Annotated in this window: 15 protein-coding genes; 11 read left to right on the top strand and 4 right to left on the bottom strand. The window is 73.5% G+C overall.

The genetic code is table 11. The features are described 5' to 3' along the window. Positions 1-22: 22 nt before the first annotated feature. Genes ACH01S_RS09200 through ACH01S_RS09155 form a run of 10 tightly spaced genes read left to right on the top strand, consistent with a single transcriptional unit; the run spans position 23 to position 11,448 of the window. Positions 23-448: a Zn-ribbon domain-containing OB-fold protein gene (locus ACH01S_RS09200; protein WP_067887878.1), complete on the top strand. Its 426-nt coding sequence runs from the start codon at positions 23-25 to the stop codon at positions 446-448. A gap of 60 nt (positions 449-508) precedes the next feature. After that, positions 509-1,315: an enoyl-CoA hydratase/isomerase family protein gene (locus tag ACH01S_RS09195; protein WP_067887877.1), complete on the top strand. Its 807-nt coding sequence runs from the start codon at positions 509-511 to the stop codon at positions 1,313-1,315. After that, the gene (locus ACH01S_RS09190) at positions 1,312-3,648 is read left to right on the top strand and encodes a CaiB/BaiF CoA-transferase family protein (protein WP_067887873.1); all 2,337 of its coding nucleotides are present in this window, start codon (positions 1,312-1,314) and stop codon (positions 3,646-3,648) included. The genes ACH01S_RS09195 and ACH01S_RS09190 overlap by 4 nt, the downstream gene beginning before the upstream one ends. Then, complete coding sequence (locus ACH01S_RS09185) at positions 3,645-4,820, top strand: thiolase domain-containing protein (RefSeq protein ID WP_067887870.1); 1,176 nt, start codon at positions 3,645-3,647, stop codon at positions 4,818-4,820. The genes ACH01S_RS09190 and ACH01S_RS09185 overlap by 4 nt, the downstream gene beginning before the upstream one ends. Further along, complete coding sequence (locus ACH01S_RS09180; protein ID WP_067887867.1) at positions 4,817-5,257, top strand: Zn-ribbon domain-containing OB-fold protein; 441 nt, start codon at positions 4,817-4,819, stop codon at positions 5,255-5,257. The genes ACH01S_RS09185 and ACH01S_RS09180 overlap by 4 nt, the downstream gene beginning before the upstream one ends. A 37-nt stretch (positions 5,258-5,294) precedes the next feature. Continuing rightward, the gene (locus ACH01S_RS09175) at positions 5,295-6,713 is read left to right on the top strand and encodes a 3-oxoacid CoA-transferase (protein ID WP_218010198.1); all 1,419 of its coding nucleotides are present in this window, start codon (positions 5,295-5,297) and stop codon (positions 6,711-6,713) included. Continuing rightward, positions 6,694-8,196, top strand: coding sequence for an amidase (locus ACH01S_RS09170; protein WP_067887864.1), 1,503 nt, complete (start codon positions 6,694-6,696; stop codon positions 8,194-8,196). Before ACH01S_RS09175 ends, ACH01S_RS09170 begins: the two co-directional genes overlap by 20 nt. Continuing rightward, the gene (locus ACH01S_RS09165) at positions 8,193-9,632 is read left to right on the top strand and encodes an aldehyde dehydrogenase family protein (RefSeq protein ID WP_067887861.1); all 1,440 of its coding nucleotides are present in this window, start codon (positions 8,193-8,195) and stop codon (positions 9,630-9,632) included. The genes ACH01S_RS09170 and ACH01S_RS09165 overlap by 4 nt, the downstream gene beginning before the upstream one ends. Then, positions 9,629-10,696: an Ldh family oxidoreductase gene (locus ACH01S_RS09160; RefSeq protein ID WP_067887858.1), complete on the top strand. Its 1,068-nt coding sequence runs from the start codon at positions 9,629-9,631 to the stop codon at positions 10,694-10,696. Before ACH01S_RS09165 ends, ACH01S_RS09160 begins: the two co-directional genes overlap by 4 nt. Beyond that, positions 10,693-11,448: an N-acyl homoserine lactonase family protein gene (locus ACH01S_RS09155; protein WP_067887855.1), complete on the top strand. Its 756-nt coding sequence runs from the start codon at positions 10,693-10,695 to the stop codon at positions 11,446-11,448. Before ACH01S_RS09160 ends, ACH01S_RS09155 begins: the two co-directional genes overlap by 4 nt. Before the next feature lie 63 nt (positions 11,449-11,511). Here the strand turns inward: ACH01S_RS09155 and ACH01S_RS09150 are convergent, their stop codons facing one another. Together ACH01S_RS09150 and ACH01S_RS09145 are read right to left on the bottom strand one after the other, a co-directional pair. Then, positions 11,512-12,873 carry a M28 family peptidase gene (locus ACH01S_RS09150; RefSeq protein WP_067887851.1) on the bottom strand — a complete coding sequence of 454 codons (1,362 nt, stop codon included), beginning with the start codon at positions 12,871-12,873 and terminating at the stop codon, positions 11,512-11,514. Between the two features lie 278 nt (positions 12,874-13,151). Then, entirely contained in the window at positions 13,152-15,449 is a 2,298-nt protein-coding gene (locus ACH01S_RS09145) for a hypothetical protein (protein ID WP_067887847.1), read from the bottom strand. 166 nt (positions 15,450-15,615) lie between these two features. On the opposite strand from ACH01S_RS09145, the gene ACH01S_RS09140 reads away from it, so the two are divergent. Further along, positions 15,616-17,661: a glycoside hydrolase family 31 protein gene (locus ACH01S_RS09140; protein WP_218010197.1), complete on the top strand. Its 2,046-nt coding sequence runs from the start codon at positions 15,616-15,618 to the stop codon at positions 17,659-17,661. Between the two features lie 37 nt (positions 17,662-17,698). On the opposite strand, the gene ACH01S_RS09135 is transcribed toward ACH01S_RS09140, so the two are convergent. Together ACH01S_RS09135 and ACH01S_RS09130 are read right to left on the bottom strand one after the other, a co-directional pair. Then, positions 17,699-18,871, bottom strand: coding sequence for an epoxide hydrolase family protein (locus tag ACH01S_RS09135; protein ID WP_067887844.1), 1,173 nt, complete (start codon positions 18,869-18,871; stop codon positions 17,699-17,701). 33 nt (positions 18,872-18,904) lie between these two features. Then, positions 18,905-19,516 (bottom strand): hypothetical protein, encoded by a 612-nt coding sequence (locus tag ACH01S_RS09130; protein WP_067887841.1) that lies wholly within the window; start codon positions 19,514-19,516, stop codon positions 18,905-18,907. Between the last annotated feature and the right edge of the window lie 171 nt (positions 19,517-19,687).

Below are 19,687 nucleotides of genomic sequence, written 5' to 3'. Positions count from 1 at the left end.
AGCCGAGTGGAAGGGCGAGCCGATGGACGTCGCGGCCTACAAGGAACTCCTCCCCGAGATAACGCCGACCAACCAGCCGTTCTGGGACGGCTGCGCCGCCGGAGAGCTGCGGCTGCAGAAATGCGCCGACTGCGGGCGGCGCCGCTTCCCCGACTCTCCCGTGTGCCCGGACTGCCTTTCCGGTTCGGCGTCGTGGGAGGCCGTCAGCGGCGCCGGGACGATCTGGTCGTGGTGCACGATGCACCAGAAGTACTTCGCCGCCTTCGCCGACGAGGTCCCCTATCAGCTCGTCTACGTGCGGCTCGCCGAGGGCCCGCTCGTGATCAGCACCCTGGTGGACGGGTCGCCCGAACCGCGCGTCGACCAGCCCGTCCGCGCGGTCTTCCGCCCGGACGCCGCCGGTCGCGCCGTCCTGCGGTTCAGCACCGAGACGGCCGACCCGAAATGACCGCGCCATCGGCCCGGCCCCCCGCCGCGTCCCGTCCCGAATAGGTGAGGTTGCACTTAAATGGATTCGATCGCTGACCCCGAACTCGTCCGGTACGAGGAATTGTCCGACGGCGTCGCGCGCATCACGCTGAACCGCCCCGAGAAGCGGAACGCGATGAGCCGCGCCGCGCGGGCCGCGCTGCTCGACGTCCTCGACCGCTGCGACGGCCGCGTCCGGGTGATCGTGCTGACGGGCGCCGGTCCGGCCTTCTGCGCGGGCGTCGACTTGAAGGAGTCGGCGGACGAGGAGATGGACGCCGACCGCCGCGGCGCGGGCCGGCGGACGAGCTGGCTCGCCGTCCAGGAGCGGATCCGGCAGCATTCGGCGATCGTCATCGCCGCGGTCAACGGATTCGCGCTCGGCGGCGGTCTGACACTCATCAATTCGAGCGATCTCGCCATCGCCGCCGACGACGCTCCCATCGGAATGCCGGAGGTCGGTTTCGGTCTTTACCCCGGGCTCGCCGGGCCGTCGACGCAATTGCGGCTCGGGGCCAAGCGGGCCGCGTGGATGGTGCTGACCGCCGACCGCATCACCGGCGCGACGGCCGCCGAATGGGGTCTTGTCAACCAGGCCGTTCCGGCCGCCGAGCTGCCCGCCGCCGCGCTGGCGCTCGCCGAGCGGATCGCGCGCCACAACGGCGTCACGCTGACCTGGGCCAAACGCGCCCTCCACCAGGTCCCCATGTACATCTCCGACTGGACGCGCGCCCTCGAATACGGCGAGGACGTCCGCGCGCAGATCACGGCGCGGTCGGACGTCCTCGACGACCCGCACGCGACGCACCGGACGGCGGTCGGCCGCGCCGCCGAAGGCGCCCGATGAGCCGTCCAGCCGGCGGCGGCGCGGCCGAGACCGGGGCCTTGGAGGGGCGGGGACGGCTCCTCCGGGTGGTCGAGATCGCCGAGAGCGTGGCCGGGCAGGTCTGCGGCCGGCTGTTCGCCGGGCTCGGCCACGCGGTGACGAAGTGCGAACCGCCCGGCGGCGACCCGCTGCGCACCCGGGAACCGGTCGACTCCGGCGGCCTGAGCTACGCCTTCGCCGCGTACAACGCCGACAAGAAGAGCGTCGTCCTCGACCTTGGAAAGGACCGGGACAGGCTCGACAGGCTGCTCGCCGCCGCCGACATCGTCATCACCGATCTCGGCCCCGCGCGGGCGGCCGAGACCGGCCTCTCACCGGACCGCCTCCGCGCCGAGCACCCGCGGCTGAGCGTCGTGTCGATCACGCCCTACGGCGCGTCCGACCCGCGCTCCGACGTCCCCGGCGACAGCCTGCTCGCCGAGGCCTACGGCGGCCTCGCCGCGATGGTCGGCGAGCCGGAGCGCGCCCCGCTCAGCCTCGGCGGCGAGCAGGCCGCGCACACCGCCGCGTTCGTCGGCTTCTACGGGGCCATGCTCGCGCTCCGGCGGCCCGGCGGCGACGCCGTGGACGTGGCGCTCTGCGACGCGGCGGCCTACATCGACTGGAAGAGCGACGTCGTCCACGCCGAGACCGGCCTGGTCCAGACGCGGTCGGGCACGAACAGCGGGCGCTGGCGCATCGTCCGGGCCGCCGACGGCTGGCTCGGGTTCATCTTCCAGCCGGAGCAGTGGGACGCCGTGGTCGAACTCGTCGGCCACCCGGCGCTGGCGGACCCGCTGCTCAGCACCGACCAGGCGCGCTGGGAGCTGCGGGACGCCTGGTGGGCGGTCGTCGAGCGGTGGGCCGCGCGGCTCCCGAAGCGGGAGATCTACGAGCGCGCGCAGCGGCTCGGCCTGCCGTTCGGATACTGCGCCGACCTGGCCGACCTCGCGTCCGACCCGCAGTACCGGGCGCGGTCGTTCATCACCGACGCCGAGGGCCGGATCCGGCTGGCGCCGGTGAACGGGCTGCCCTGGCGGTTCGGCGCGCCGCCGAGCATCGAGGCCGAGCCGCTCGTCCCGAGCCCCAGGAAGCCGGAGGCGACGGCGGCGGACGCCGCCGACCGCGCTCCGCTCGCCGGCGTCGTCGTCCTCGACCTCGGCACGATCACGGCGGGCGCCGCCACCGGGCGGCTCCTCGCCGACTACGGCGCGACCGTCGTCAAGATCGAGTCGATGGACCGGCCGGACGCGTTCCGGGTGTGGCCGGTGCCCGCCGCCGAGGACGCCGAGGCCATGGAGGAGTCCCCGCTCTTCCAGTCGAACAACGCGGGCAAGCTCGGCATCACGCTCGACCTGAAGTCCGAGGCGGGACGGGCGGAGATGCGGCGGCTCGTCGCGCGGGCCGACGTCCTGATCGAGAACTTCACGGTCGGGGTCACCGAGCGGCTCGGCATCGACCCGGCGACGCTGCGCGAGGTCAACCCGCGGCTGATCTACCTGTCGCTGTCCAGCCAGGGGCAGTCCGGGCCCGAGTCGGGCACCCGCTCCTACGGCTCGACGCTCGACCTGCTCTCCGGCCTCGCGTCCGTCACCGGCTACGGGACGGACGGCCCCATGTGGTCGTCCGCCGACATCAACTATCCTGACCAGCTCGTATCCCTGTTCGGCGCGGGGCTGATCGCCTACTGCGTCGTCCAGGACCTGCGCGGGACGTACCTCGACGTCTCCCAGCGCGAGCTGGTGAGCTGGACGCTCGCCGACCGCGTCATCGAGCACCTCGACGCGGGAACCGTCCCCGCGCCGACCGGGAACCGGCGCCCCGGCAGCACGCCGCACGACGTCTACCGCTGCGCCGGAGACGACCAGTGGGTCGCGATCGCCTGCCGCACCGACGCCGAGCGCGCCGCCCTGGCGGCGCTGGTCGGCGCGGACCGGCTGGCGAGGAAGACGTCCCGCTGGTGGGCGGACCACCACGAGGAGGTGGACGCCGCCGTCACCGCCTGGACGCGGCGGCGCGCGAAGGGGGAGTGCGTGACCGAGCTGAACAGGGCCGGAATACCGTCCGCGCCTGTCCTGTCGGCATTGGAACGTGCCCAGGACCCGCATTTCGCGCGCCGCCGCGTCTTCCTCGACGGGCCGCCCCGGCAGAAGGGGTTCCCGCTGCGGCTGTCCGGCCACGAGCCGCCGCCCCCCGGGCCCGCGCCCCGCCTCGGCCAGCACGACACCGAAGTCCGCGCCGGCCGCCTGCCCGGCCACGTCCCCGAGAAGGAGCCCACCGAAGTGCCGTCCCAGCGTCCCGGAGGATCGACATGAACGCCAACGACGCCGCCGTCATCATCGGAGCGTACGAGCATCCCGGCCGGGAGCTGCCGGACAAGTCGCTCGCGCAGATCCACGCCGAGGTCGCGCTCGGCGCGGTCGCGGACGCGGGCCTCACGCTCGACGACGTCGACGGCTTCTTCTGCGGGCACGACGCGCCCGGGTACGGCGGCGGCTGGGTCACGATGGCCGAGTACCTGGGCCTGCGCAACCTCACCTACATGGACTCGACCGAGAGCGGCGGCGCCTCGCCGATCTACCACGTGTCGCACGCGGCGGCGGCGATCGCGGCCGGGAAGTGCAGCGTCGCGCTGATCACGCTCGCGGGCAAGCCGCGCACGGGCGTCCAGCCGGGCGGCGGCGGGCCCGCCCGCCCCGAGGACGCCTTCGAGATGGCGATGTACACCGGCGCGGGGCTGGTCAGCACCTACGCGCTGGCGGCGCAGCGGCACATGTACGAGTTCGGGACGACGAGCGAGCAGCTCGCCGAGATCAAGGTCGCGGCGTCGATCCACGCGTCCCACAACCCGAACGCGTTCCTGCAGAAGGTGATGACGGTCGAGGACGTCGTCAACTCCCCGCTCGTCGCGGACCCGCTGCACCGCGCCGACTGCTGCGTGGTGACCGACGGCGGCGGCGCCGTCGTCGTCGTCAGCCGCGAGGTCGCGCGCACGCTGAAGCGGCAGCCGGTGCGGATCATGGGCCAGGGCGAGGCCGGGAAGCTGACCAACGGCGGCCGGGTCGACCTCACCTACACGCCCGCCGTGTGGTCCGGGCCCCGGGCGTTCCAGCAGGCGGGGGTGAGCGTCCAGGACGTCGACTACGTGTCCGTCTACGACAGCTTCACCATCACCGTGCTGGAGATCCTCGAAGACCTCGGTTTCTGCGAGAAGGGCCAGGGCGGGCGCTTCGTGATGGACGGCGCGCTCGTCGCCCCGCACGGGCGGCTGCCGTTCAACACCGACGGCGGCGGCCTGGCCAACAACCACCCCGCGCACCGCGGCGGCATCACGAAGATCATCGAGGCGGTGCGGCAGCTCCGCGGCGAGGCGAACCCGGGCGTGCAGGTGCCCGACTGCGAGATCGCCCTCGTCCACGGCAACGGCGGCGACCTCGGCACTCGTATGCGCGCGGCGACGATGATTCTTGGAAGGGAAAGCGCATGAGTGAGGTAAGGCGGAACCCGACCCTTCCGACCGCGAAGCCGCCGGTCACCCCGGACACCGAGGAGTTCTGGAAGGCGGCGGCCGAGGGGACGTTCCTCGGCAGGCGCTGCGGCGCGTGCGGCGAGGCGATCTGGTACCCGCGGCCCATCTGCCCGTTCTGCCACAGCACGGACACGCGGTGGGAGGAGTTCAGCGGACGCGGCGTCGTCTACTCGCACAGCGTCGTCCGGCGGGCGGGGGGCGACTGGAAGGGCGTCACCCCGTACGTCCTCGCGTACGTGGAGCTGGAGGAAGGCCCCCGCCTGATGACGAACATCGTCGACTGCGACGTCGAGCGGGTCGCCATCGGGGACGCGGTCGAGGTGGTCTTCGACGACACCGGGCACGGGAGCGCGCTGCCCCGCTTCCGCCCGGTGGGCACGAACCAGGACGGCTGAGGGTGGCGAGGACCGTGAGCGCAGAGGAAGTCAGGCGATGACCATCAACAAGGTGTACGAGTCCCCGCAGGCCGCGGTCGCGGACGTCCCGGACGGGGCGAGCGTGTCGATCGCCGGGTTCGGGATGACGCACAGTTTCCCGACGAGCCTCACCGTGGCGCTGCGCGAGCAGGGCGCGCGGCGGCTCTGCATCGTGGCGAACTCGCTCGGGACGGGCGACTACCGCTCGAACACGCTGATCGAGAACAACCAGGTCAACCGGTTGATCGTGTCGTTCTCGGCGCGCGCGGGCGAGGCGACGTCGGCGGCCGAGAAGCAGATCGCCGCGGGCGAGATCGAGGTGGAGCTCGTCCCGCAGGGCACGCTCGTCGAGCGGCTGCGCGCGGGCGGCGCCGGGATCGGCGCGTTCTACACCCGTACCGCCGTCGGCACCGCCGTGGCGGAGGGCAAGGAGACCCGCGTGATCGACGGCGTCGAGCACGTGCTGGAAATGGGATTGAAGGTCGACTACGCGTTCATCCGCGCCTCTCGCGCGGACCGTTTCGGCAACCTCGAATTCGAGGGCGTGGGCCGCAACTTCATGCCCGCCTTCGCCAAGGGCGCCAAGATCGCCATCGCCGAGGTGGACGAGATCGTCGACGGCGAGCTGGACCCCGAGCGGATCGGCCTGCCCGGCATCTTCGTCAGCCGCGTGGTGCGCAAGACGGTGGACGTCCCGCACGACCACCCCGCGCCGCGCGAGGGGCGCGGCGCCGACAGCGCCCGCACCTACAACGGCAAGAAGGGGCTGACCCGGCTTCAGATGGCGGAGACCGCGGCGGGGCTCGTGCCGAACGGCAGCTACATGAACCTCGGCCTGGGGATCCCGACGCTCATCTCGAACTACATCTCCGGGCGCGACATCGTCCTGCATTCGGAGAACGGCGTGCTCGGCTACGGGACGATCGCGTCCCGCGACGACTACAACCCCGAGATCTACAACGCGGGCGGGCAGTACGTCCACCTGGAGAAGGGCGCGTCGTTCTTCGAGAGCGTGACGTCCTTCGAGATGGTGCGCGGCGGGAAGGTCGACTTCGTCGCGCTCGGCGCGTTCCAGGTCGACGCCGTCGCCAACCTCGCGAACTGGAGCACCCCGAACATGATCGGCGGGGGCATCGGCGGCGCGATGGACCTGGTCGCGGGCGACGTCACGGTGATGGTCCTGACGACGCACCTCGACTCGAAGGGGCGGCCGAAGCTCGTCAAGGAGTGCGAGTACCCGCTGACCGGGCGGAACTGCGTCGACATCGTCGTCACCGACCTGTGCGTGCTGCGCCACACCGGCGACGGGTGGCGGCTCGAACACGTCGCGCCGGGGTTCACCGCCGCCGAGGTCGCTGAGCTGACCGAGTTCGAGTTCGACTTCGGCGAGTTCGCCCCGGGAGGTGCGCGGGCCGATGGCGGCGCCGCGGGCTGACCGGCGGGACGCCCCGCCGCCGGAGCCGTCCGGCCTCGCCGGGATGACGGCGGCGGAGCTGGCCCGCGCCTACGAGCGGCGCGAGCTGTCGCCGGTCGAGGCGACCCGCGCCGCGCTGGACGCGATCGCGGCCCGCAACCCGGAGCTGAACGCGTTCGTGCTCGTCGGCGAGGACGTCGCGGTCCGCGCGGCGGCCGAGTCGCAGGCCCGCTGGGCGGCCGGGACGCAGCGCGGACCGGCGGACGGCGTCCCCACCACGGTGAAGGACCTCGACCGCACCGCCGGGTGGCCGACGCTGCGCGGCAGCTGGCTGGTCGACGACCCGGGCCCGTGGCGGGAGGACTCGCCGGGCGTGGCGCGGCTGCGGGAGGCGGGCGCCGTCCTGCTCGGGAAGACCACGACGCCGGAGTTCGGGTGGAAGGGCGTCACCGACTCGCCCCGGTTCGGGATCACGCGGAGCCCGTGGGACCCGGCGCTGACCCCCGGCGGGTCCAGCGGCGGGTCCGCCGCCGCGGTCGCGGCCGGGATGGGCACGTGGTCGATCGGCACGGACGGCGGCGGGTCGGTGCGCGTCCCGGCGGCCTTCACCGGGACGGTCGGGTTCAAGCCGACCGGCGACCTCGTCCCGGCGTACCCGCCGGGCGGCAACGGGCCGCTGTCGCACCGCGGGCCGATCACGCTGTCGGTGCTGGACGCGGCGCTGCTGCTGGACGTGATCTCGCGTCCGGACGTCCGCGACTGGGCGGCGCCGCCCCCGCGCGAGGGCTCCTTCGCCGCCGGCATCGACGACGGCGTGCGGGGCCTGTCGATCGGCTACTCGCCGAACCTCGGCTACGGCCGCAACGACCCGGAGGTCGAGGCGCTGGTGGCGGAGGCGGTGCACGTCCTCGCCGGGATGGGCGCGCGCGTGACCGAGGTCGGGCCGATCTTCGACGACCCGGTCGAGGCGTTCCAGACGATGTGGTGCGCCGGGCTCGCCCGGACGCTGCGCCCCTACGGCCCGGACGACCTCGCCCGCGTCGACCCCGCGATGCTGGAGTACGCCGAGCGCGGTCGCGGGATCACCGCCGTGGCCTACCTGGACGCGATCGCGGTGTGCGCCGACCTCGGGTACCGGATGGCGCGGTTCCACGAGACCTACGACGTCCTGATCACCCCGACCGTGCCGACGGTCGCGTTCGAGGCGGGCGCCGACGGGCCGACCCCGGAGCGCTCGCGCGTCTGGGCGTCGTGGACGCCCTACACCTACCCCTTCAACATGACCAGGCAGCCGGCGCTGAGCGTGCCGTGCGGCCTCACGCGCGCCGGGCTCCCGGCCGGGCTCCAGATCGTCGGCCCCCGCCACGCGGACGCGCGCGTCCTGCGGGTCGGGCGCGCCTACGAGCGGCACACCGGCTGGTCGCCGGTCGCGGAGGCGGCCCGGACGCGGGCGATGCGCACGCGCGAGACGACGCCGAAGACGAGGAAAGGACAGCCGACATGACCGGGCTACCCACGGTCGCGAACCTGATCAACGGCGAGTGGCTGCGCAGCGACCACGAGCGGACGGTGCACCACAAGTTCACCGGCGAGCCGATCGCGCTGGCCTACGACGCGACGCCGGAGATGGTCGCGGACGCCGTGACCGTCGCGCGGGACGCGAGCCGCACGCCGCTCGACCCCCCGGCGCGCTACGAGGTCCTCCGCGCGGTGGCCGACGCGATCGCGAAGAACCGCGAGCAGCTCGCGCTGGACGTGGCGCGCGAGTCGGGGTTCAGCGTGAAGGACTGCCTCGGCGACACCGACCGCGCGGTGCAGACGATGCTGACGTCGGCGGAGGAGGCGAAGCGGATCGACGGCGCGGTCGTCCCGATCCAGGCGGCGCCGGGGTTCGAGCACCGGCTGGCGTTCACGATCCGGCAGCCGGTGGGCGTGGTCGGCGCGATCACGCCGTTCAACTCGCCGCTGAACACCGTCGCGCACAAGGTCGGGCCCGCGCTCGCGGCGGGGAACGCGGCGGTGGTCAAGCCGTCGCCGTTCACCCCGATCGCGGCGGCGGCGCTGTGCCGGATGCTGCTGGAGGCGGGCCTGCCCGCCGGGCTCATCGGGCTGGTGCTCGGCCCGGGCGACCCGGTCGGCCGGGCGCTCGTGGACGACGAGCGCGTCGACTTCGTGACGTTCACCGGCAGCACCGCCGCCGGGAAGGCGATCTCCGCGCGGCTCGGCATGCGGCGGGCGACGATGGAGTGCGGCAACGTGTCGGCGACGATCGTGTGCCGGGACGCCGACGTCGCCTCGGCCGCGCGGCAGTGCAGCCGGGGCGCGTTCCGGAAGTCGGGCCAGGTCTGCACGTCGGTGCAGCGCCTGTACGTGCACGCCGACGTCATGGACCAGTTCCTCGACGAGCTCTCCGCCGCCGCGGCGAAGCTCGTCCTCGGCGACCCGGAGGACCCGGCGACCGACATCGGCCCGATGATCAGCGAGGCCGCCGCGAAGCGGGCCGAGGAGTGGGTGAACGCGGCCGTCGACCAGGGCGCGCGGGTCGTCACGGGCGGGAAGCGGTCGGGCCCGATGATGCCCCCGACGATCCTGGTCGACGTCGCCCCGGAGGCGCGCCTGCTCTGCGAGGAGGTGTTCGCGCCGGTCGTGTCGGTCGTCCCGTTCGAGGACGTGGACGCCGTGATCGAGGCGGTGAACGACACCCCGTACGGACTCCAGGCGGGCATCTTCACCCGCGACCTCGACACCGCGCTGGTCGCGGCGCGCCGCCTCCGGATGGGCGGCGTCGTGATCAACTCGACGTCCAGCACGCGGGCCGACCTGATGCCCTACGGCGGAGTGAAGGACAGCGGCTACGGGACGGAGGGCCCCCGCTACGCCGTCCGCGACATGACGGAGGAGCGGCTGATCCTGATCGAGCCCGCGGGCGGCCGGAAGTGAGCACGGCCGTCCAGGTCTCCGCCGACGAGCTGCGGGACGCCGCCACGCGGATCTTCACCGCGTGCGGCGTCCCGCCGGACGACGCGTGGCTCGTCGCGGACAGCCTCGTCCAGGCCGACCTGTGGGGCCACCAGTCGCACGGCGTGCTGCGGGTCGGCTGGTACGTCGACCGGCTCCGCGCGGGGGTGATGAACGCCGAGACCACGTGCGAGATCGTCGCGGGGTCGGGCGCCGTCGCGACCCTGGACGGGCACGACGGCATCGGCCAGGTGGTCGCCGCGCACGCGGCGGAGGAGGCGATCGGACGCGCGAAGCGGCACGGCGTCGGCGTCGTCGCGGTGCGGAACTCGAACCATTTCGGCACCGCCGCCTACTTCACGAGAATGGCGCCGCCGCGCGGCTGCGTCGGCGTCCTGACGACGAATTCGAGCCCGGCGATGGCGCCCTGGGGCGGGCGCGGGAAACTCGTCGGCAGCAACCCGTGGTCGATCGCGGCGCCCGTGGACGCCGACCGGCAGATGGTCCTCGACATCGCCAACACCGGGGTGGCGCGGGGGAAGATCTATCTGGCCCGGAACCACGGGACGGAGATCCCGGACGGCTGGGCCGTGGACGCCGCAGGCCTGCCGACGCGCGACCCGGAGGAGGCGCTGCTCGGCACGGTCCTGCCGATGGCCGGGCACAAGGGCTACGGCATCTCGGTGATGATGGACGTCCTTTCGGGAGTGCTGAGCGGCAGCGGTTTCGGTTCGGGCGTCCATGGGCCTTACCAATCCGAGCATCGGGGACGGTCGGGGCACCTGTACCTCGCTCTCGACATCGCGGCGTTCGGCCCCGTCCAGGAATTCGGCGACCGGATGGCGGCACTGGTGGCGGAACTGAAGTCGGGGTCGCGCGAAGGGGCGGAGGAAGTGCGCTATCCCGGCGAGATCGAGGACCTGGCGGCGGCGCGCAACGCCCGCGACGGGCTGCTGCTCCCCGAACGCACCCTCGCCGACCTGCGCAAAGTCGCCGCCAGCCTGGGAGTCGACGGGCTGGGAGTCGACGGGCTGGGGGAGCGATGAGCGTGAAGGTGACCGCGCTGCGCGTCGGACGGTCGAAGAACGTCCCCCTGCCCGCCGCGGTGTACGGGTCGGCGAGCGACGAGACGATCGACATCATCATGTTCATGTTCGTCGTCGAGGCGGCGGGAACGCGGATCGTCGTGGACACCGGGACGCTCGCGCCCGACTACGTCCGGCGGCACCACGCGTACGATTTCGTGCGCGACTCGGACGAGACCCCGGCCGGCGTCCTCCGCGAGTCCGGGATCGAGCCGGACGACGTCGACTACGTGGTCAACACCCATCTGCACTGGGACCACTGCTCGAACAACGCCCTTTTCCGCAACGCCCGCATCCTGGTGAACCGGCGGGAACTCGAATACGCGGTCAACCCGCTTCCGGTGCACGAGCGCGCCTATGAGAAACTGCCCGGACTCCAGGCCCCCTGGATGTCGGCATGGGATAAGACAGAGGCCATAACCGGGGAGCAGAAGATCTGCCCGGGGGTGACCGTCGTCCCGATGCCGGGCCACACGCCCGGCTCGCAGGGCGTCCTGGTCGAAACGGACACCGGCCGCTATCTCCTCGCGGGCGACGCGATCGGCGTCTACGAGAACTGGGACGCGAGCGATTGGCGGAAATGCGTCGCGCCGACCATTCACACCAATCTGTTCGAGTGCTACGAGACCTTCGAGTACGTCGCGGGGCTGGACTGCGAAGTGGTCCCGAGCCACGACGGCCGGATCGCCGAAAGCCGCCTGTTCCAGACGTGACGGCCGTCCGAGCCGACGGATGCGGGGACGGGCCCGGCCCGTCCCCGCATCCACGGACGGCCGCTATTTGCGGCGGGCCACGTCGTAGGCGGCGCAGCCGATCAGTTCGAGCGACACCTGCAGCCGGTCAAGGCTGACGTTCTGGACGATCCTGTCCTCGGGCGTGTGGTAGACGGGTTCGAGCTGGCTCGGCGCCTCGCCGCCGCGCCAGCTGAAGTTGCCCGCGGCGATGCCGCGCTCGAAGAACGCCTCGTGGTCGCTGGAGCCGCGCGCGGTCGGGCCCTTGGTCTGGTCGACGTAGCCGAGCCGCACGGCGGCGGCGTTCACCGCGGCGGTGGTGGTGTTGTTCGCGCCGTCCACCGACAGGAGCCAGTACGTGCCCGCGGGCGGGCTGCTCGTGGCGACCATGTCGTTCTGGAAGCACCCGGTGATGCGCTTGGCGCCCGCGTCGTCGAGCTGCTTGACGTAGTGCCGGGCGCCGACCAGGCCGTACTCCTCCGCGCCCCACAGGCAGATGCGGACCGCCTGCTGCGTCGGAAGCCGGCGCAGGACCCGCGCCAGCTCCAGGCACAGGACCGTCCCGCTGCCGTCGTCGTTGGCGCCCGGCGACCCCGGCACCGTGTCGTAGTGGGCGCTGACGATGACCGCCCTGCCCTCCGGGTTCGGCAGCGTCGCCTTCCGCTCGGCCAGCACGTTGTGGGACGTCAGCCCGGTGTGCGCCGTGACGTCGAAGGACAGCCGCCGCGCGCCCGCGCGGATCCGCTCGCCGTGGTACTCGGCGAGGCCCAGCACGGGGATCGCGACCGGCTCGGCCAGGACGGGCGCGAACGACGCGGCCTTGCGCTCGGGGTAGGTGGTCGAGCGCACGTTGGCGATCAGCACGGCGGCGGCGCCCGCGCCCGCGGCGGCCTTCGCCTGGTCGGTCTCCTTCCCGGCCACGCGGTCGAACAGCACGAGCCTCCCGCGGACGTCGCCGGTGACCTCGGTGGCCGGGCCGAAGTCGACGACCCGGCCGTCCACCGAGCCGACGGCGGCCTGCGGGGACGCGCTGGACTGCCACGGCCGCTCGCCCCGCGCGTGGATCTCCGCGAGGTACTTGTCCGCGACGGGGAACGGCTGCAGCTCGACCTCGTACCCGAGGTCGCGCAGTTCGTCGGCGATGTAGCGGGCGGCGCGGTGCTCGGACCGGGTCCCGGCGACGCGCCAGCCGATCTCGTCGCTCAGCACCTTCAGGTGCCGCAGCGCCCGGCGGGCGTCGACGCGGGCGACGACGGCCTTGTCACCGACGGTGAGGGAGGGCGGGCGGAGGGCACCGGGGCGTCGCCGGGTCGCGGCTGCCGCGGTGCCGGGGAGCAGGCCGACGGTCGCGAACCCGGCGAAGGCCGCCGCTCCGGCCAGCAGGTCGCGTCGGTTGACCTCGGACATGGCGTCTCCTCAAGGAGATAAGGGGCCGCGCCCGCCGGCCGGGCCCGGATCCCGGGCCGCACGCGAACGGACGACGGCGCCGCGAGAGAACAGGGCCCCCGTTCCGGGTGAATCTACGTAATCACCCCAATATCGACAAGAATGGCGCACCTCTCCGCAACGGAACCGTGATCAAGACGGCGAGCCGCATTTCGCCCGGTCCGCGCCTTGTGGTGGTGCTCCAAAAACCATAACCGGACAGCCGAATTCGCGCCGAAGGTGATCGTCGGCTCGTTCTGCTAGTCGGTGCTCAGGGCTATGTCGGTTTCGGCGGCGAGAGACGTCGCGGGGCCTAGGGCGACCTCGGTTCCGTAGCGTTCTTCCAGGCAGATGCGGAGCAGCGCCAGGAGTTCGGCCGCGTCGCCGTCGTAGCGGCCGGACGCGAGGAGGGCGTCCGCGCGGTCCAGGTCGCCGGGGACGAGGTCCGCCAGCGGGCGGTCGAGCAGCCGTGCCGCCGCGTCCCGGTACGGGCCGTGGACGTCGAGCCCGTCGAGCCCCGCGACCGCGAAGTGCCGGCCCGACGGCGTGGCCCAGACCGACAGCCGGTCGGGGCGCGACCCGTCGGGCGGGCCGGTCTCGCGCAGGGTTTCCGCGTCGACGTAGACGTCCCCCGACCGGGCCCAGATCCGGCCGTGCGCAGGCAATGAGGTCAGGGAGGGGCCGCCGCCGCCATAGGTGCGGGACGTCTCGGGGAGCAGCGCGCCGTCCGCGAGGCGCCAGCGGGTCAGGCCGCCGGACATGCCCGTCGTCACCAGGCGGTCCGGACCGGTGAAGACCGCGCCCTCGGTCCGCGCGCGGTCGCCGTCCCCGCGCGCGACGAGCGTCTCGGCCCGCGCGTCCAGCACGGCGGGCGCGGCGCCGCCCACGGCGATCAGCCCGGTCCGGGGCTCCACGGCCAGCGCGAAGCCCCACACGTCCGCCAGCCCGAGGCCGGCGAACGGGACGGTGCGCCGCGTCCCGTCGTAGGGCGGCGCGAAGAGGTGCAGGTCGAGCAGGCTCGCGGCGGCGAGGGTCCCGTCGGGCGCGAGCGCGACGGCGCAGATGTCGTCGCGGACGTGCCCGGGGATGTGCGGCGGGTCGATCAGGAGATGGCGTCCGCCGTCCCGGTAGCGGACGAGCCGCCCGGCCGGGTGCCCCACGATCGCGATCACCTCGTCGCCGGTGTGGACCAGGCTCCGCCACTGCTCGGTGCGGCCCTCGCTGGTGTACGACGCGACGACCGCCCCTCCGGGCAGGGCGTGGTCCACGAGGACCTGGGCGCCCGTGGTCCGGCTCCGGCCGGTGACGGCGAGGCGCGTCCCGTCCGGGGAGAGGGCGCACCGTTCGACGACCGTGACGTCGTGCACGGGACGCAGCGGCCCGCGCAGCGAGAACGAGGACAGCGCGGCCCGGACGCGGTCGGACGGCATCGCGCGCAACCGCTCGAACGCGTCGCGCGGCAGCCCCGGCGGGCACCACCCGCGGACCGGCCGGACCGCCTCGATCGCCTCGGCGAGCGGGAGGTCGCGGGCGAGCCGCCACAGGTCGGGCCACGCCTCCTCGGCGGCCAGCCGCCCGGCGAGGAAGCCCCGCTCGCGGACGCTCATCGCCCGCGGCGGCGCGGTGGCGGCGAGGACCCGCACGAGGTCGAGGTCGCCCGCGACGGCGGAGCGCACCCGGGCGCGCAGCCCGGCCGAGCCGCCCGCGTAGCCGACCGCCAGCAGGCCGCCGTCGGGGTCGGCCGCCCGGTACTCCGCCGTCCGGCCGCTGAGCAGCAGGAACGCGGCGCGCTCCAGGGCGTCGTCCGGGACGAGCCCGCGCTCGGCGCAGGTCCGCGCGACGAGCCGCCGGACGTGCTCGGGCGTGCGGTCGGCGAGGACGGCGCGGCACAGCTCGTCCGGCGCGGCCGTGCCGAGCGCCAGCGCGCTGAGCCTGGCGACGTCGCCGCCGCCGGGCGCCTCCTGCCCGGTCTCGCGGAGGCGGGCCCACAGCTCCGGCGTGGGCCCGTCGATCCAGCACCGCCAGGCGTGCGCGAGCGTCGGACCGGCGAGCGGACGGGGGTTGCGCGACAGGGCGTCCAGCATGGCGCGGCGGCCGTCGCCGGACGCCTCTGCGGCGGTCCGCCACAGCGCGCCGAGCACCGGCTCGGCGGCCGCGCCGCACGCGTGCCGCGCGCCCTCGCGCACGTCGCGGTCGGGGTCGGTGAGCAGGGCGGGGACCGCCTGTCCGGCGCCGTCGTCCCAGTGTTCGAGCAGGCGGCCGTGCAGGGCCGCGACCGTGCGGCGGGCGGGGCCGCCGTCCGGCAGGAGGCGGTGCCTCCGCACGACCGCGCGCAGCCTCCGATCGCGCCGCCGGGCCCAGACGCGCGGGATCAGGTCCCGTGCCCAGGCGCGCAGCGGGTGCGCGCGGTGCTCATCCCGGACCGCGACCGCGACGAGCAGGGCCAGTTCCGGACCGCCCGCGGCGGCGCGCCGGGCCAGGGCGTCCAGCCGCGCCGCGCCGCCCGGCTCCGCGGCCAGCCTGACCAGGCGCTCGGCCCGCCATCGTCCGATCCCCATGGGGCGCCTCCACGGGGACAGTATGCCGAATCCGGCCAGTCCCGGATCTGCCTGACAATGCTTGTTGATCGCTCGTTTGTATCCATTTATGCTTGCAAATTGTCTAAAGCACACACAAATGAGCAGGTCAACTCGGGGGACCCGCTCCGTCACCTGCGAGGTGTCCGTGTCGCGGAAGCGTCTCTTACGCGTTCTTGCCTGTCTGGCCCTGGCCCCGCCGCTGGTCGCCGCCGTTCCCGCCGCCGCGGCCGGGCCCGAGCTCCGGCGCAGCGGCGACGATCTCACCCTCACGAACGGCGACTACTCGGTCGTGGTCGGTGTGTCGCCGTTCTCCCTCACGACCAAGCGCGCCGGGCGGACCGTCCTCGCCACCGCCGGCAGCGGAGCGTTCGACTTCACCGGGCTGAAGGGCCGGACGAGGCCCACGTCCGTCACCAAGTTCGCCCTGACCAACGGCGTCCTCGACCTGACCGTGGCGACGACCGACCGGCGCGCCACCCTGCGCGTGAAGATCAGGCCGGAGGCCGACCGGTACGGGCTGGAGACCTCGGTCCAGGGCGTGAAGGCGACCCGCGTCGGCGTGCACTTCGACCTCGCCTCCGCCGGGCACTGGTACGGCCAGGGCGAGGCCAGGTCCGACGCCGAGGGCGACCCCCACCTCCTCCAGCCGTGGCCGCTGGACGCCGCGCGCGGCAAGGAGCAGGTCAACGACCCCGCGTTCGGCCCGGCGTCCTACCTGATGGTCGAGCCGTTCTGGTTCACGCAGTCCGCGGCCGGGATCTACGTCGACACCGGCAACCTGATGCACGTGTCCCTCGGGCGCGAGCAGAAGGGCGTCGCCGACCTCAGTGTCGCCGACACGTCCTCGCTCAAGGCGACCGTGTTCGTCGAGCCGACGCCCCGCGCCGTCTACCAGGACTACATCGGCATCGCGGGCAAGCCCGAGAAGAGCGACGCGCCCCCCGACCAGTTCGAGAGCCCGCTCTGGAACTCCTGGGCGCAGTTCTACAACGACGTCGACCAGAAGAGCTTCCTGGAATACGCCCGCAGCCTCCACGCCAAGGGCCTGCCCGGCCACACGATGTCGCTCGACTCCGGCTGGATGAAGCACTACGGCGACTTCGTCTTCAACGACAAGTTCCCCGATCCGAAGGCGATGTCGGACGAGATCCACAAGATGAACTACCGCTTCGGCGTGTGGGTCACGCAATGGATCAACATGGACGCCGACAACTACGCGATCGCCAAGCAGAAGGGCTACCTCCTCAAGTCGAAGGGGGACCCGTCGAAACCGTGCGTCGTCACGTGGTGGAACGGCGAGGCCGGGCTCATCGACCTCGGGAACGCGGCCGCCTACCGCTGGTACGAGAACAACCTCCGCGACCTGCAGCGCAGATACGGCATCGACGGCTTCAAGTTCGACACCCGGTTCTTCGACGAGGGCTGCGCCCCGGCCAAGGGCCTGACCGCCGCCGACTACCGCCGCCTCGGCGCCGAGCTCGCCGACGGGTTCGACCAGCAGAGCGTCGGCGTCCGCGTGCACTGGACCGGCGCGCAGAAGTACGGCTTCGTCACCCGCATGCTCGACAAGGGCACCGACTTCCCCTCGCTGCGGGCGGCGGTCAATCAGAACCTCGCCGTCTCGACCGTCGGATACCCGTTCGTGGAGACCGACATGATCGGCGGTTCGATGGGCCAGCCGCCGCCGTCGAAGGACGTCCTCGTCCGCTGGGCGCAGGCCGCCGCCGCCATGCCGCTGGTCTACTCCTCGACCTCGCCCATCCGGGTGTACGACCAGGTCAACAAGAAATGGGTCACCTATCCGCCGGAGGTCGCGCGGCACTACACGGCGGCGATGCGCCTGCACAAGGCCCTCAACCCCTACATCCAGGATCAGGTGAAGGGGGCGGTGGCGACCGGCGAGCCCATCATGAAGCCGCTGTTCTTCGCCTTCCCGGACGACCGCGCCGGCTATTCGATCTCCGACGAATGGCTGCTCGGCGATTCGCTGCTGGCCGCTCCGGTGCTGGCGAAGGGCACCTCCCGCGCCGTCCATCTGCCGCCCGGACGCTGGTACGACGTGGCGCGCCGCAAGGTGATCGGCGGCGGCGACATCAAGGCGTACAAGGCCGACCTCGGCGCGCTTCCGCTGTTCGTCCGAATGGGAACGGAGGACACGTCCCGCCTCATCTCCGTACTCGGCAACCGGTAGCCGGGAGTCCGAAGCCCGGAGAGAACCCGGATGCGCGCTACGCCCATTCCTTCCGGTAAGGGCGGAAGAACTCGCGGAGTTCCGCGGCGTAGAGTTCGGGTTCCTCGAACGGCGCGAAATGCCCGCCGCGGGCCGGTTCGGAAAGGCGCACCAGATTGGTCGTGCGTTCCAGCCAGGCCCGCGGGGGGCGCAGGACGTCGCCCGCGAACAGCGAGAAGCCGGACGGGACCTCGACCCGCCGGGCGTGCTGCTCGACCGGGATCGCCGCGTTGGCCTGGTACATCCGCATGGACGAGCCGATCGTCCCGGTGAGCCAGTAGATCATCACGTTCGTGAGGATCTCGTCCTTGGTGAAGCTGTTCTCGACGTCCCCGTCGCAGTCGCTCCACGACCGGAGCTTCTCGACGATCCACGCGGCCAGCCCGGCGGGCGAGTCGGTGAGCCCGAACGCGGCGGTCTGCGGCTTGGTGCGGTGGACGGCGGCGTACGCGCCCTCCGCCGCGCCCCAGGCCGCCACGTCGGCGAACCAGTCGCGCTCCTCGGGCGTGAGCTCGGCCGGGTCGCCGCCGAAGACGGGCAGCCCGCCGTCCGTGCGGTGGACGGCGACCACCCGGTCGGGGTGGTCGAGCGCCAGGTAGCGGCTCACGTGGCTGCCGAGATCCCCGCCCGAGGCGCCGAACCGGCGGTACCCGAGGACGTCCATCAGCTCCGCCCACAGCCCGGCCACCGCGACGGAGTCGAGCGGCGGCCCGGTCGGCCGGTCGGAGTACCCGAACCCGGGCATGTCGGGCACGACCACGTCGAACGCGTCGGCGGGGTCGGCGCCGTGCGCGCCGGGATCGGTGAGCAGCGGGACGACCTTCGTGTACCGCCAGAACGAGTCCGGCCAGCCGTGCCCGAGGACGAGCGGCAGCACGGGCCCGGACGGCGCCGCCGCCCGGGCGTGCAGGACGTGGATCCCGATCCCGCCGACCCGGACGCGGTACCGGGGGAGCCGGGCGAGCGCCTCCTCCTGGGCGGCCCAGTCGAAGCCGTCCGCCCAGTAGGCGACGAGTTCGCGGAGGTAGCCGACGTCGGCGCCGAGCGACCACCCGGCGTCCTCGGGCGCGTCCGGCCAGCGCGTGGCGCGCAGGCGGGCGCGCAGGTCGGCGAGCGCCGCCGGGTCGGTCCGCTGGACGAAGGGCTCGGGTCGGGACGGCGTCTCCGGCATGGCACCCACCCTACGCGGGCGCCCTCCCGGTGATCACCGGACGGTCGAGGCGACGGCCACGAGGACGTGCTGGCCGCGCGCCACGGGCATCACCGCGGCGGCGAGCCAGCCGGGGACGGCGACGTGCGCGCCGGGCACCGGCCGGACCAGCAGGCGGCGGCCCCAGGGGCGGCCGGGCAGCGCCGCCGCCTCCGTGCCGTCCCGGGGGTCGGCGAAGGCCAGCGCGCCGGACTCGGAGTGCGCGGGGGCGGGGCTCGCGTCGAGCACCCACCATCCGACCATGTCGGCGGGATGCGCGGCGGCGGGCGCCGCGTGGCCGTGCCGCCAGATCCGCACGGCGACGTCGACGCGGCCGACCGGGGACGCGAGACCGGGCCCGTGGGCGGCGGCGAGCGCGTCGAACGAGGCGCGGAACTGCGCGGCGAGCGCCTCCGGGTCGGTGACAGCCTCGCCCGGCGGGACGGACTCGACCGGCGGCCCGTCTGCTCCGATGGCGGCCGCGGACGGCGACAGCAGCCCGGCGGGGTCGAGCGTGGCGAACGCGACGGGCGTCCCCCAGTGCTGCCGGACGGCGGTCCCGGCGGCGCCGCAACTGCGCCGGACGCTGCCGGAGGACGGGACGGGCGCGGGAACGGTGAGCGTCATGACGCCCGTCCCCGGGCGTAGGAGATGGTCCAGGCGACGGCGATCCGCGTCCGCGCGCCGGCCGGCGCCGCCACCATCCGGGGCGCCTGCCAGCTCGGGAAGGCGATCATCCGGCCGGGGACGGGCGAGTACCGGACGACGCCCGGCGAGGCGGGCCGGTCCACGGCGGCC

The sequence above is a fragment of the Actinomadura chibensis NBRC 106107 genome, assembly GCF_001552135.1.
GTDB classification, from domain to species: domain Bacteria; phylum Actinomycetota; class Actinomycetes; order Streptosporangiales; family Streptosporangiaceae; genus Spirillospora; species Spirillospora chibensis.
This window is presented reverse-complemented; position numbering and strand designations above follow the sequence as displayed.